The following is a 14,962-nucleotide window of genomic DNA, read 5'->3' on the forward strand; positions in this document are numbered from 1 at the left end:
CAGCATCCTGAACGCAGTCGGTGCACTATACCAGACCGTAACACCAAAGTCTTGCAGAGTTTTGTACCAAGATTCAGGCTTAAATCGACCACCTACGATGACATTCGATGTACCTGTCAGCCATGGACCAAAGATACCGTAAGACGTCCCTGTCACCCATCCAGGATCCGCTGTGCACCAATACACATCTTCTTCCTGTAGATCAAGGACCCATTTTGCCGTTTGATAATGCTGAACCATCGCATTATGTACGTGGAGCACACCTTTTGGCTTCCCTGTCGAACCGGATGTATAGTGAAGAATCAATCCATCAGCGCGGTCCACCCATTCAATCTCAAATTTTTTGTCCGCTTCTTTAAGTTTTTTATTAAAGTGATAATATTTTCCTTCTTCTTTGATATCTTCCCCCACTAAAAAAATATGCTTCAAATGGGGCAATTCATCCACCGGGACACGAGGCAAAAGCTCAGGAGTCGTTACTATCACACTTGCCTCGCTATCTTCCAGTCGATCTCTTACGGCACCCTCCATGAAAGCTTCGAACAACGGACCGACGACTGCTCCAGTTTTAATGGCACCTAGTAATGCAAAATAAAGTTCCGGGGAGCGAGGCATGAAAATGAAAACACGATCACCCTTTTCCACCTTGGCAATGTTCTTGAACACATTGGCCGCTTGGTTTGAATAATCTTTCATTTCCTTAAATGTATACTTTTCATTTCTTTTTTCATCTTTGTAATAAAGGGCGACCTTGTTTTTTCTGTATGTTTCAACATGGCGGTCAATGGCTTCATATGCGAGATTCACTTTACCTGTTTCAGACCAGGAGAATTCCTTTTCCGCTTCAGACCAGTCAAACGTCTTGTATTTTTCATCGTAATTCTTTAAATTAAAATTACCCTCAACTACTGGCAGCGCTTTCACATTCATACGACATACTCCCCCTTTTTTCAGCTTTATATTTTGTATTATAGTATAAAAATCTAATTTTCTCAATTTTTAAAATACTTATTTTTTCCATATTAGGGTAAATTCATTCGCTATAAATTTTGAAAACTTAAGGCGAATATTGCTAAAGGATAATTACGTATTGGTATCCGGAACATAAAGCCATCTTGTAACAAAAGATTCAAATATGTCTCGAACTTTCAGAATTATGTCACTTGTTTTTTATGTATAATTTATGTAAACTTTCCATTTGGTTAGTTTTCAAGCATAATGAATCTTATACTTTGGGATATAAGTATAAAAGATAACTATTTTACGAGGTTGGTGAAAGAATGGAATATAGTAAGACCTATTACGCTAAGGAATTGCAGACATTAAGCGGCACAATCATCATTGAAGGCCCGCTTAATGGACAAAAAATGGCATCCTATGAGTTTCACGAAGACTTAGTCGCCTTTCGCCCACCTGCTCTGCAGCATAAAGCGTTAATCGAGATCGCAGACTTGCCTGAGGGCAGAATCTTTATAGCACGTGAAAATCAGACCATCGTTGGTTATGTAACTTATTTATATCCCGACCCCTTGGAACGCTGGTCAGAAATCAAGATGGACGACCTGATTGAGCTTGGTGCAATCGAGGTCATCCCTAAATATCGAGGTGCCTCCGTCGGGAAGAACTTAATCCGTCTCTCCATGGAAGACGATTCGGTAGAAGACTTTATCATCATTACAACTGAATACTATTGGCATTGGGATTTGAAAGGGACAGGATTGAATATTTGGGACTATCGCAAAATCATGGAAAAAATGATGAGTGCCGGCGGCTTGGTCTACTTTGCAACAGATGACCCGGAAATCAGTTCCCATCCAGCCAACTGCCTGATGGCGCGTATTGGAAAAAGAGTGCCGCCCGAATCTATCCAGAAGTTTGACCAACTACGTTTTATGAATCGATTTATGTATTAAAAAGGTGAGTAAAGAGGAGGAACAAATATGATTGTTGAAAAAATAATGAATGAAGATATTATTTCTCTCACTCCAACAGATACAATCCATAGCGCTGTCTTAATCATTAAGGAGAAACGAATTCGCCATATTCCCATTGTCGATGACAACTTTCAACTTGTGGGATTAGTCAGCGACCGTGATATACGGGATGCTGCTCCTTCGATTTTCCGCACCTCAGAATACAAAAATGATTTACAAAAACCACTAACCAGCATCATGAAAACAGATATAATCACAGGGCATCCGCTAGATTTTGTTGAAGAAATCGGGGCTGTATTTTGTGAAAACAATATCAGCTGCCTGCCAATCGTGAAAGAAAAAAAGTTAGTAGGCATTATAACCGGTTCTGATTTGCTCCATTCTTACGTTGAATTAACGGGGGTTAATCAGCCCGGTTCCCAAATTGAAATCAAAATTCCGAATAAAGCAGGGGCGCTTTACGATATTGCCCTCATTTTCAAAAAGCGCAATTTGAATATCCTGAGTACTCTTGTTTATCCGGAAAAAACTGAAATTGATTATAAGATTCTTGTAATCCGTGTGCAGACAATGAATCCATTTATGGTGGTGGAGGATTTAAAGAAAGAAGGCTATACCGTTTTATGGCCTAGTCTACCGGGGATTTCTCATGACTGATAAATCACTGTTTGTCTATTCCGATGAACTCCTTACCTATAAATTCAGCGACGAGCATCCTTTTAATCAAAAGAGGCTTAAGCTCACGCTAGATTTGTTAAAAAAACACCATGCCATTAGTGATGATCAAATTATAAAACCTAGAATCGCTACCGATGAAGAATTAGAACTGATTCACGACCACCATTATGTAAACGCTGTCAGATTGGCGGGTGAGGGAAAACTTCCTCTTGAAAAAGCCGTAAATTATGGATTAGGAACAGAAGATACTCCAATTTTCCCTAATATGCATGAAGCAAGTGCCTTACTAGTAGGTGGAACCTTAACGGCCGTGGATGCCGTTATGACCGGTCAGTCTCTGCATGCCCTAAATCTTGGTGGGGGCCTGCATCATGGTTTTCGCGGCAAAGCTTCGGGCTTTTGTATTTATAATGATAGTTCGGTCGCGATTAAATACTTACAAAAAAGATATGGCGCACGTGTCTTATATGTCGATACGGATGCCCATCATGGTGACGGCGTACAATGGTCGTTTTATGATGACCCAGAAGTCTGCACCCTATCCATTCATGAAACAGGACGGTATTTGTTTCCCGGCACTGGCAATATTAACGAACGAGGGCAAGGAAAGGGCTATGGCTATTCATTCAATATTCCCGTCGATGCGTTCACGGAAGATGACTCCTGGCTCGAATGCTACACAGCTTCCTTCAAAGAAGTGGTTGAATTCTTCAAACCGGATGTCATCTTAACACAAAATGGTGCCGATTCTCATTATTATGATCCACTCACCCACCTATCTGCCACAATGAAGATTTACAGGGAAATACCAAAATTGGCTCACGAATTGGCCCATCAGTATTGTGAAGGCCGCTGGATTGCAGTTGGCGGCGGAGGGTATGATATCTGGCGTGTCGTTCCACGTGCCTGGTCGAGGGTCTGGCTTGAGATGACGAATAATGATATATCTGGCCCCCTATCGAAAGAATGGCTTAATACATGGCAGCCTGAGTCCCCTGTGACGCTCCCAAATGAGTGGGATGATATGGAGGACATATACGAACCTATTCCAAGGAAACCAGAAATTACCGAGAAGAATGCCCAAACGCTCGAAAAGGCTCTTTATCCTATCCGAACTTCCAAACAAACATCAACAAGTAATGATAAAAGCTGACTAAAAAGGTCGTTGAAAAACGATCTTTTTTTTCGTCAAGACCCTTCCATAGTTTTCAAAACTAAAAGAGAGTGCCCTAAGGACACTCTCTAAGCAGCTTATTTCGTTGATTGCCGCTCTTCAATTCGATGTGGTAAGATCACTATTTCATGACCCTCCTCCACTTGTTCTTTATTCATCAATTTTGTCAGAAGCCTCATTGCAACCGCTCCAATATCGTATAAAGGCTGAACGATCGTCGTAATTTGCGGGCGAACCATTAAGGTCAATCGGGTGTTATCAAAACTGATCACTTCAAAGTCTTCCGGTACATTATAGCCTTTGTCCTGAGCAGCATGGACAATTCCTAGCGCCATTTCATCAGCGCCGACAATGAACGCCGTCGGTTTCTTTTCAGCTTCCAGAAACTTATCAAAAGACTCAATCCCTGAATCATATGTATAATCGCCATCAACAATATAACTCTCATCGAATGAAAGCCCCGCTTCTTTCAACCCTCGTTTATAACCAGCTAATTTCTTTTCATTAATTAGCGCGGACAAGTTTCCAGTTACAAAAGCAATATGCTTGTGACCCTTTTGGGCGAAGAAGGTAACTGCGTCAAATGCAGCTGCTTCATAATCAATATTAACGGATGGGACTTGCCCGCTTTCTTCTACCGAACCAGCCAATACGATTGGAACAGGTGAATTTTTAAACTCTCTCACATGTTCATCCGAAATATTGCCACCCATGAATACGATACCATCTACTTGTTTTCCAAGCATCGTATTCAACAAATGAAATTCCTTATCTATATTCTCATCAGAACTGCTTAGAATGATATTGTATTTATACATAGTCGCAATATCTTCTATGCCTCGTGCTAACTCAGCAAAAAAGATACTAGAGATATCCGGGATAATAACCCCTACTGTTGTTGTTTTCTTGCTGGCAAGACCCCTCGCCACTGCATTAGGACGGTATCCTAACCTATCAATCACGTCTGAAACTTTCTTTCTTGTTGCAGGCTTTACATTTGGATTCCCGTTTACTACGCGGGACACAGTGGCCATAGAAACATTCGCTTCGCGTGCCACATCATAAATGGTTATATTATTCATTCATCCATTCCTCCATTTCTTTCATTTTTCCCATAAAAGACTCGAAATATTTGAGAAAAATTCTTTTATACGTTTTTCTTCTATAAGGAAGATTATTTTAGGAACAATCTGACTAACAAAAATGCAGTCCTACTCTTTCTTCTCAGCCAATGATTCATAATCTCTACAAGTATAAAATTCACATAGATATCACTTTATGTATGACTCAACCTTCCGAACAGTTCTCATTCTTGTTATTTATCATACGATAGTAGAATCTTTCCTGCAATCCAATAGTGCCTTTTTATAGACTTTTTCTGCAAAAACAAGTATTTTACCATTAAAAATAGCCCTTGCCAAGATGGTAAGGGCCGTAAGTGCATATTTTAAAAACCTTCTAGCTTATACTGTTACCCAGTTCAAACGTTTAATTTCTTCGTAGAATTCATCAAATTGTTTGAAGTCCATTTGCTGTGCAGAGTCTGATAATGCAACAGACGGATCAGGATGAACTTCTGCCATGACACCATCCGCACCGATAGCAAGAGCTGCTTTAGCTGTTGGAAGCAATAGGTCGCGTCGTCCAGTAGAATGCGTGACGTCAACCATAACCGGTAAGTGAGTTTCTTGTTTTAAAATCGGAACAGCAGAGATATCAAGTGTATTTCTTGTTGCTTTTTCGTAAGTACGGATACCGCGCTCACAAAGGATGATGTTACCATTACCTTGTGACATGATGTATTCCGCTGCATGAATGAACTCCTCGATTGTTGCAGCAAGTCCACGTTTTAAGAGAACAGGTTTATTTACAGCACCTGCAGCTTTTAACAAGTCAAAGTTTTGCATGTTACGTGCTCCGATTTGGATGACATCAATATGTTCAACCGCAGCTTCGATGTCGTTTGCACTCACGATTTCACTGATTACAGCTAAGCCGTATTCATCAGCTACACGCTTAAGAATTTGTAAGCCTTCCAAACCAAGTCCTTGGAAATCGTATGGAGAGGTACGTGGTTTATATGCACCACCGCGCATTAGTTTCAAGCCTTTTGCTTTGATGACTTCAGCTACTGCAGCTGTTTGTTCATAAGATTCCACGGCACATGGTCCGAAAACAAAGCTTGGAATTCCGTTCCCAATCAATTCGCCTTTAATGTCGATGATTGTATCTTCCGATTTTTGTTTTCTAGAAACAAGAAGCGTTTTCTTCTGGTCATCTTTTTGAAGTTCCAAGCCTAATTTGAAGATTTCTTTGAAAATATGTTTAATCGAACCAAGATCAAGAGGTCCTTGATGATTAGCTTCGATAAGGTCCAACATTGTTCTTTCACGAACCGGATCGTAACGGTTTACACCTTGTTTTTCTTTTACGCGGCCAATTTCCTGTACAAGTTCAGCACGTTGATTAATAAGATGTAATAACTGAAGGTTCACATCATCCAGTTGATTACGAAGTCCATCAAGCTCTTTGTTGCTCATTACAAATCCATCCCTTCGTTTTTTAAAATTAAAACCGGTTCAGCGATTAAAAGCCCAAATTATCTATTTGAATTTTCACTCATTTGCCCCGATTATTTTATCCAATGAAAAATTTTATAATATTTCATGTATAATTAAATCAATTATAAATGAAGTATCTTTAAATGTCACTACATTTTTCTTTAATAATTAAACGCTTTTAAGCATTAAAGTCATAATTACATAAAAGTAGGTGTTTTCCATGTACGAAAAACTGTTTGCTTTAGATATTGGAACACGATCCGTTGTAGGAATTATATTGGAAAAAAAGCAGGAAAGCTATAATATAATAGATATTTTATCTGAAGAGCATTCTGAGAGAGCCATGCTCGATGGACAAATTCATGATGTCCTTGCCGTATCCAAAGTCATTACTCATATCAAAAGTCAACTTGAAGAAAAACACGGTCCCTTAAAGAAGGTTTCCGTGGCTGCTGCCGGAAGGGCCTTAAAAACGGAACGGGCGGAAATGACGATCAATATTGGAGGCAAGCCGATGCTTACACGTGAAGATATCCTTCACCTTGAATTCAGTGCCGTCCAGGAAGCACAGGCCGTTGTTGCCAAACAAACCACTTCCCATTCCATGTATTATTGCGTTGGTTATTCTGTTTTATACTATCGGCTTGATGGACAGGAAATAGGTAGTCTAATTGACCAGAGCGGTGATGAAGCATCTGTTGAGATCATTGCTACCTTTCTTCCTAAGGTTGTAGTAGAATCACTGCTGTCAGCCTTAAAGAGAGCGGATTTGGAAATGCAGGCTCTCACCCTTGAGCCTATAGCGGCTATCAATGTACTCATTCCGTCATCCATGCGGCGCTTAAACGTCGCTTTAGTAGATATTGGAGCCGGGACATCAGATATTGCCCTGACAGATTCAGGGACCGTCATTGCCTATGGGATGGTGCCAATTGCTGGTGATGAAATAACCGAGGCAATCAGTGACTACCTGCTTCTTGATTTCCCATTAGCCGAAAATGCAAAAAGAGAGTTAATCGATCATGATCATATAACAGTTACAGATATCCTCGGTTTTGCCAACGATGTTTCCAGGGAGGAAATCATCCATAATATTCATCCCTCACTCGATCGTTTGGCCGAGTCAATCAGTACAGAAATTCTATCTCTGAATAACGCAAAACCGCCAAAAGCAGTGATGCTTGTTGGTGGCGGAAGTCAGACACCAGAGCTTCCCCGCCTTTTGGCTGAAAAATTAAATTTGCCTGAGAACCGAGTCGCTATTCGTGGTATAGAAGCCATCCAAAACCTCGGGATTTCAGATACGATTCAAAAAGGTCCCGAATTGGTTACCCCAATTGGCATAGCCATTGCAGCCGATAAAAACCCGATACAGTATATGAGCGTAACCGTTGACGACCGTCCCATCCGTCTATTCGATATGAAACGAACAAGCGTGGGGGATTGCCTGCTCACGGCCGGTATCCGGATGAGTAAACTGTGCGGAAAGCCTGGGATGGCTAAAATTGTACATATCAATGGGCAGCAGATTACGCTTCCAGGAGGACACGGGAAGAAATCTCTTATCACTTTAAATGGGAAAGAAGCCTCCTTAGATAATGAAGTTAAAAATGAAGATGTCATTATAACCACAAAAGGTGAAGACGGTGAGCCCGCTATTTTACGGATAAGCGATGTGCTTGACGACCACTCCAGTAAAAAAGTTATCCTTAATGGAACAGAACATAGGATTTGGGCCTCTATCACCAGAAATGGAAATGCGGCGTCTGGCAATGAACTTGTTGAGGACCATGATCAAATAACCTGCGAAATGCCTGGAACAATCCAAGAATTAATTAAGGCGGTTCAACAGCCTGAGCTCCTTACTCGTCTTGAACCTTTTTCCTTTCAGTTAAATGGTAGAGCCATTCGACTCCCGGCCTTAACAGGAAGAATCACTAAAAATGGTTTAGAATCGAAACTTGCCTACTCTTTTGATGATGGAGATGAAATAGAAATCACAAGACGGACCCAGCCAACATTACTGGATGTTGCTGACGCCCTTAATATTCAGCACACCTTCTCCATCCCTGTTTTTTATGAGGGTAATCAAGTTATCCTTTCTAAGAAACTAGCTGAGTTTCGGCGGAACAACGAACTTCTTGAAGAGAATGATTTCATTCATACAGGAGATTCAATCAGCTTAGTCCGACAAAAACTAGAACCATTTATTTTTCAGGATGTATTCCGCCATGTCGAAGTTGACTTGCCCACTCAAGGAGATAAACGCTTTACCCTTATCAAAAACGATCAAGAAACGACCTTTCATGAAGTAATTTCTCCCGGGGATCATTTAAAAATCCTTTGGCCAACTACTGTATGAATGTAGGCGGAATAAAAAAGCCGTATCCCTCAAGCAGAGGGATACGGCTTTTCAACTTATTCAGAGATAGCTTTAGTTAGTGAATCGTATGTAATTCTCCAATGAGATTCATTCCAAGCTGGTTTTCCATTTTTAAAAAGAATAACTTGTGGCGATTGATGTTTAATATCAAATGTTTCTGCCACATAATTGGATAGAGGACGCGCTTCTTGAACGGCCAAATAGGCCGTTTTTAGTTCCTCGTTCGCTGCCATATACTTTTCATATTGTTCATATGCTTCAGCGCTGACTGGGCATGTTAAACTATGCTTGAAAAGAAGGAACGTCTCCTCATTTAAAAGCTCATTGAATTGTTCTTCTGAATCAATTTTATTTATTGTCATTTTTTGAAGTCTCCTTTCATTATTAGCATAGTTTATCATCAAAAAGACGATGAAGCTATCGTACCGCTTCATCGCCTGATTCTTGACAAACTTCTATGCGCCTTCACCAGTAATATATGAATGAAGATTTGAGTTTAATTTTTTAATTTATTTTCTGTTTCATCAAATGCTTTTTTCGCTTCATCAAGCTTTAATTTTGCCGTATTCTTGTTTCCGCTTGTAGGATCGGCTGGAGCATTTTCGGAATCCGTGTTGCTATCGTTCGTATAATTCGTTTCGACCGATACGATTGGAGCATCTGAAGTTCCAGTTACATCAATATCCTTATTGCTCGAATTTGTAGTATCATCGGCAGCATCACCGTTTTCTGATTTACCCACTTTTAAACTTTTCACTTTATTAACAATACCAGATGATTTATTAGAAACAATTTCAGTGACAGAACTTGTTTTTTCTTTGGCAGTATCGGCAAGAGCTGTACCCTTTTCCATTGCCGTTTGTCTTAGTTTTTCTGTTTTCTCTGAAAGATTTCTAGCTTGTTCATTTAAATCACTTCTTAATTCCTTACCTGTTTTCGGAGCCATAAACAGCGCTGTTGCTGCTCCAATCATGCCACCGATTAAGGCGCCAATCATAAAGTCCTTTGAATTGATAGAGTCGCATTCGTCCTCATATGATTTCTGATAGTCCTTTGTCGGAAATTCTTTTTGAGTCATAGTACATTCCCCTCTCAATTTTCAGTTTATTTTTATTTAACTAGATTTTAAGATCTAGAGCGTAAAAACCTTTTTTTAGGTAAGTTATCTGTTTCTAGCGCTTCCCGTTCTAACTCCGCTCTTTCATTTGGAGTCGGGGCAGCCTGCTTATTTCTGGATTTCCATTTGTCCCGAATTTCCAAGGCTACATTACTCCATTGTACAATTTGGGAGATTCGCTCTTGATTATTATCAATCTCCGTCTGCACCTTATGGGAAACCTTTTGGACGGAAGTGTTAAAGCTTGAGATGGATGTGCCGACATCCTTCACAGCATCTACTACTGTGTTCAGATTTTCTGATTTTTGTTGCAAGTCTTCAGCCAACGTATTTGTTTTATGTAATAGCTGGGTAGTTTCGAGCGTTATGCCCTGCATTTGGCTTTCAAGTCCTGTCAGCGTCCGGGCCACGCTGTCCAAGGTAGCTTGAAGTGATGTTAGTACCTTGGTTAAAAAAATAACAAGGACTAAGAAAGCAATCGCTGCAATTGCAGCACTTACGTATAAAATAATCTCCATTGGAACACCTCCGAAAAAAATCGACTATTAAGTAACTGTTAGTTATTAGTTACCCCTTCCCTGTTATTATAAACGTTTTTATTTTTTCAATATACCCTACCAAACCCTAATCTGGAAATATTATTGTCTAAAACCATTTCCTCCATAGGAGTCTATTGATGAACTTATGGCAATAAATCGGGTATGATAGAAAGATAAGTCGAATTTAAACAATGGAGGTATTTTTTATGAAAGATCCTAGAATTGAAACATTAGCAAATAACTTAATCAATTATTCCGTGAAGCTCCAAAAAGGTGAAAAAGTCTTAATAGAAAACTTTGGATTGCAGCGTGAACTTGTTAACGCCCTTGTGAATGAAGCCTATGCAGCAGGTGGTTACCCGTTCGTCCTTTTAAAAGACCACCAGGTGGATCGTGCCTTGTTAATGGGTGCTCAAGAAGAACAATACAAGATGATGGGTGAGTTTGAAGCAAACGTAATGAGCCAGATGGATGCTTATATCGGGCTTCGTGCCGGGGATAATATCAATGAGCAATCCGATGTCCCTGCAGAGAAAATGGCAATTCACGGCCAAACAATCGGGAAAGTACATAGAAATATCCGCGTACCAAAAACAAAATGGGTCGTACTTCGCTACCCGACAAATTCCATGGCTCAATTAGCCAAAATGAGTACAGAAGCATTCGAAGATTTCTATTTCGAAGTCTGCAACCTCGACTACGGCAAAATGAGCGAAGCAATGGACAGCCTTGTTGAATTGATGGATAAAACAGATAAAGTCCGCTTAACAGGTCCCGGAACGGACTTATCTTTCTCCATCAAAGACATTAAAGCCATCAAATGTGCAGGTGAGCTCAACATTCCTGACGGTGAAGTATATACGGCTCCTGTGAAGGATTCAATCAATGGTGTGATTTCATATAATACTCCGTCCCCTTATCAGGGTTTTACTTTTGAAAACGTGAAGTTAACATTCAAGGATGGGAAAATTGTTGAAGCAATTGCGAATGATACTGAACGCATCAACAAAATTTTTGATACAGATGAAGGCGCACGTTATGTCGGTGAATTTGCGATTGGTGTAAATCCTTATATTCTACACCCGATGCAAGATATCCTCTTTGATGAAAAAATTGATGGAAGTTTTCATTTTACCCCTGGACAATGCTATGATGATGCCTTTAACGGAAACCATTCAAACATTCACTGGGACCTAGTCAATATCCAGCGCCCTGAGTATGGCGGAGGAGAAATCTATTTTGATGATGTCTTGATTCGTAAGGACGGACGCTTTGTCTTACCTGAACTGGAAAAATTAAATCCAGAAAATTTAAAATAACATTTATAAGTTGTACCGGATTTTAAAAAACCAGCCGCAGTCTATTTTGCGGCTGGTTTTTTTCTATGGATCTAAACTGAAAAAAAATGACCGACCCGCTAACGGATTGGCCATTTTTTTTATTTAACCTGTAGCAACTGCTCATAGGCCGCCTGGAACTTTTGAATGTCCCCTGCCCCCATAAATAGTACGACACTGTTTTCATGATTTTGCAATATTGATGTTGTGTTCTCCGTTATCAACTCGGCACCAGGAATTTTCTCTTGAAGATCTTCAATTGACAGCTTTCCTTGGTGTTCACGAGCAGATCCAAAAATTTCGCATAAGTATACTTTGTCGGCTAAATTCAAGCTATCAGCAAACTCATCCAGGAATGCTTGCGTTCTTGAGAAAGTATGTGGTTGGAATACCGCAACAACTTCACGCTCTGGATATTTTTGACGCGCTGAGTCAACAGTTGCTGAGATTTCAGTCGGATGATGCGCATAATCATCAATGATGATCTGACTTCCGATTTCCTTTTCAGAGAACCGGCGTTTGACTCCGCCAAAAGTCCGTAATTGGGCTTTCACAGCTTCCTTATCCAAGTTTTCATATTTACAAAGTGCAATGACACCTAGTGCATTCAACACATTATGCTTTCCGTAAGTCGGAATAGTAAATGTATCATAATAATTGTTTCTTACATGCACATCGAATGTAGTGCCATCTGGGGTAACGGAAACATTTTTCGCTTGAAAATCATTTCCTTCCGTAAATCCGTAAAAAATAACCGGTACTTTCGCCTGAATATGTGGTAAATGCTCGTCATCTCCGCACGCAATAATGCCTTTGTTGACTTGCATAGCCATTGTTTGGAATGCCTCAAACACGTCTTCAACATTTGCATAATAATCAGGATGATCAAAATCAATATTTGTCATGATTGCATAATCCGGATAATAAGAAAGGAAATGTCGGCGATATTCACATGCTTCAAATACGAAGTAATTAGATTCCACAATCCCTTTACCCGTTCCATCCCCAATCAAATAGGATGTTGGTTTTACGCCACCCATAACATGGGCCAGTAAGCCGGTTGTCGATGTTTTACCATGCGCTCCCGTAACTGCCACACTAATATAGTTTTTCATGAAATCACCAAGGAAACGGTGATAACGGATGATTGGCAAACCTAGTTCCATTGCCTTTACGATTTCCGGATGGGTGTCCGGGAACGCATTCCCTGCAATAATGGTCATTCCTGGTTGTATATTTTCCTCATTGAAAGGAAGGATTTTTATCCCGGCTTTTTCTAACGCTAATTGTGTAAAAAATTCTTTTTCATAGTCGGAACCCTGCACTTCAATATTCATATCATGCAGTATTTGAGCAAGAGCGCTCATACCCGATCCTTTAATTCCCACAAAATGGTAAGCAGTCATAAAGCGAACCTCCACCAATCGTCTACCTGTATGACAGTATATGACGTCATCTTTTATTTGTTTTTTCATTACGAGACTTGAAGAAATGCAATTTCTTCATAGGTTTTTTTATACTTATATTTTCAATCACTCATCAACAAAAAACTATTATATCACTTTTTTATTCATTCATCCATGTCAAGCAGATACCAAATTATCAAATCATTGGCTATTCCGTCATGAAAGGTGATAACACCGCGTTTTCACCTTTAACATTATATACAATTTCCTTTTAATAGGTTCTCTTAATTCACATGCAAAAATTCAAGTTCTTCCTCTGTGATTAAAACATCACGGGGTCTGCTGCCTCTTGATTCCGAAACAACCCCCTGCTGCTCCATCATTTCTATTAGACGCGCTGCCCGGTTGTAACCGACACGGAAGCGTCTTTGGACACTTGATGCTGATGCAGCCTRCTGACTCACAACAAATTCACATGCCTCAAAGAAAAGCTCATCTGCATCTTCAGTAACCTGTGCCCGATTTAACAAATCTTCTTGCTCAAATAAATACTTCGGCTGCTGCTCTAGTTTCACATGGTTGACGACTTGATCAATTTCTTCGTCACTTACAAAAGTTCCTTGCAAACGCACCGTTTTTGATGAGCCGTTTTCAGCAAATAACATATCCCCTTTTCCTAACAGCTTTTCTGCCCCTCCGCTATCGATAATCGTGCGTGAGTCGACTTGGGAAGAAACAGAGAACGCGATTCTTGTCGGAATATTTGCCTTGATTAATCCTGTTATGACATCGACTGATGGTCGCTGTGTAGCCACAATTAAATGAATACCACAGGCACGGGCCTTTTGAGCAATGCGACAGATTGCTTCCTCGACATCAGCTGGGGACATCATCATTAAATCCGCCAGCTCATCAATAATCACCAAAATATAAGGAAGCTTGCTTGAATATTGTCCGGCTTTTTCTGCTTGATCATTAAAGCGGCTAATATCACGGACGCCGGCATGAACAAACAATTCATAACGCCGTTCCATTTCCTCTACCGCCCATTTCAGAGCAGCTGTAGCGGCCTTCACATCAGTAATGACTGGACTGACCAAATGCGGAATCCGGTTATATGGAGCAAGCTCGACCATTTTCGGATCGATTAATAGTAATTTCAACTCCTGAGGCGTCGCTTTATACAGCAAGCTAACCAGCATCGTGTTGATACAGACACTTTTCCCTGATCCGGTTTGTCCGGCAATCAGGCCATGTGGCATTTTTCTTAAATCAGTGATAATCGGCTGACCTGATATATCGAGTCCAAGTGCCACAGCAAGCGGTGATTCATGCTCTTGAAATTCAGTACTTTCCAAAACCTCTCGCAAAAATACCGGCTTACTTTTCCTGTTTGGAATCTCGATACCAATTGTATGCTTACCCGGAATCGGCGCTTCCATCCGCATATCCTGAGCAGCTAGACTTAATTTGATATCATCCATCAGATTTGTTACTTTATTCACCTTCACACCTGGTTCCGGATGCACCTCGAAACGAGTCACTGCTGGCCCTTGAGTGACATTGACAACTTTTGCCCGGACATTAAAGTTCTTCAGTGTCTCATCTAGTAATAATGTCTGCTCCTCAAGCCACTCATCATCATGCTCTGCGTAAGTAGGAGGTGTCAGCAAATCAATCTTCGGAAACACATAATAAGGGTTGTCGTCCACTTCTATAGACACCAGAGCTTCTGAGATATTCTTGATGCTTCTTCCTTCTACTTCTGTTGCAGCCTCTGTATTCGGTTCGTTTTGCTCAACATTTTCAGAGGTTTTCACTTCCGGCATGAAA

13 protein-coding genes are annotated in these 14,962 nt (G+C 40.4%); 5 read left to right on the plus strand and 8 right to left on the minus strand.

Translation table 11 applies throughout. The features are described 5' to 3' along the window. Positions 1 to 930 (minus strand): AMP-binding protein (locus AC1DUW_RS12310; protein WP_477642635.1); only part of this gene is annotated, 930 nt, incomplete at its 3' end. A gap of 350 nt (positions 931 to 1,280) precedes the next feature. Here AC1DUW_RS12310 and AC1DUW_RS12315 point away from each other — a divergent pair. The 3 genes from AC1DUW_RS12315 to AC1DUW_RS12325 are packed head-to-tail and all read left to right on the plus strand — an operon-like array spanning position 1,281 to position 3,765. Next, positions 1,281 to 1,913 (plus strand): GNAT family N-acetyltransferase, encoded by a 633-nt coding sequence (locus AC1DUW_RS12315; protein ID WP_053347319.1) that lies wholly within the window; start codon positions 1,281 to 1,283, stop codon positions 1,911 to 1,913. A gap of 27 nt (positions 1,914 to 1,940) precedes the next feature. Then, the gene (locus AC1DUW_RS12320) at positions 1,941 to 2,591 is read left to right on the plus strand and encodes an acetoin utilization AcuB family protein (RefSeq protein WP_053347320.1); all 651 of its coding nucleotides are present in this window, start codon (positions 1,941 to 1,943) and stop codon (positions 2,589 to 2,591) included. Next, positions 2,584 to 3,765, plus strand: coding sequence for an acetoin utilization protein AcuC (locus AC1DUW_RS12325; RefSeq protein WP_477642636.1), 1,182 nt, complete (start codon positions 2,584 to 2,586; stop codon positions 3,763 to 3,765). The genes AC1DUW_RS12320 and AC1DUW_RS12325 overlap by 8 nt, the downstream gene beginning before the upstream one ends. Before the next feature lie 98 nt (positions 3,766 to 3,863). Here AC1DUW_RS12325 and ccpA read toward each other — a convergent pair whose 3' ends face one another. Next, positions 3,864 to 4,868: a catabolite control protein A gene (gene ccpA / locus AC1DUW_RS12330; RefSeq protein WP_477642637.1), complete on the minus strand. Its 1,005-nt coding sequence runs from the start codon at positions 4,866 to 4,868 to the stop codon at positions 3,864 to 3,866. 381 nt (positions 4,869 to 5,249) lie between these two features. After that, a complete protein-coding gene (locus AC1DUW_RS12335) occupies positions 5,250 to 6,326 on the minus strand; it encodes a bifunctional 3-deoxy-7-phosphoheptulonate synthase/chorismate mutase (RefSeq protein ID WP_053347323.1) in 1,077 nt (358 codons plus the stop codon). 241 nt (positions 6,327 to 6,567) lie between these two features. On the opposite strand from AC1DUW_RS12335, the gene AC1DUW_RS12340 reads away from it, so the two are divergent. Continuing rightward, entirely contained in the window at positions 6,568 to 8,709 is a 2,142-nt protein-coding gene (locus tag AC1DUW_RS12340; RefSeq protein WP_477642638.1) for a cell division protein FtsA, read from the plus strand. Positions 8,710 to 8,765: 56 nt separating this feature from the next. Here the strand turns inward: AC1DUW_RS12340 and ytxJ are convergent, their stop codons facing one another. The 3 genes from ytxJ to AC1DUW_RS12355 all read right to left on the minus strand — a co-directional run bounded on the left by ytxJ (position 8,766) and on the right by AC1DUW_RS12355 (position 10,365). Next, positions 8,766 to 9,092, minus strand: coding sequence for a bacillithiol system redox-active protein YtxJ (gene ytxJ / locus AC1DUW_RS12345; RefSeq protein ID WP_053347325.1), 327 nt, complete (start codon positions 9,090 to 9,092; stop codon positions 8,766 to 8,768). A 134-nt stretch (positions 9,093 to 9,226) separates the two neighbouring features. Next, the gene (locus AC1DUW_RS12350) at positions 9,227 to 9,808 is read right to left on the minus strand and encodes a YtxH domain-containing protein (protein ID WP_053347326.1); all 582 of its coding nucleotides are present in this window, start codon (positions 9,806 to 9,808) and stop codon (positions 9,227 to 9,229) included. 47 nt (positions 9,809 to 9,855) lie between these two features. Further along, a complete protein-coding gene (locus AC1DUW_RS12355; protein WP_053347327.1) occupies positions 9,856 to 10,365 on the minus strand; it encodes a DUF948 domain-containing protein in 510 nt (169 codons plus the stop codon). 227 nt (positions 10,366 to 10,592) lie between these two features. On the opposite strand from AC1DUW_RS12355, the gene AC1DUW_RS12360 reads away from it, so the two are divergent. Continuing rightward, entirely contained in the window at positions 10,593 to 11,705 is a 1,113-nt protein-coding gene (locus AC1DUW_RS12360; protein WP_053347328.1) for an aminopeptidase, read from the plus strand. A gap of 119 nt (positions 11,706 to 11,824) precedes the next feature. Here AC1DUW_RS12360 and murC read toward each other — a convergent pair whose 3' ends face one another. Together murC and AC1DUW_RS12370 are read right to left on the minus strand one after the other, a co-directional pair. Next, positions 11,825 to 13,129 carry a UDP-N-acetylmuramate--L-alanine ligase gene (gene murC, locus AC1DUW_RS12365; RefSeq protein ID WP_053347329.1) on the minus strand — a complete coding sequence of 435 codons (1,305 nt, stop codon included), beginning with the start codon at positions 13,127 to 13,129 and terminating at the stop codon, positions 11,825 to 11,827. A 284-nt stretch (positions 13,130 to 13,413) separates the two neighbouring features. After that, positions 13,414 to 14,962: DNA translocase FtsK (locus AC1DUW_RS12370; RefSeq protein ID WP_477642639.1), on the minus strand; the 1,549-nt coding region annotated here is incomplete at its 5' end.

The organism is Peribacillus sp. P4_C12 (assembly GCF_056402095.1).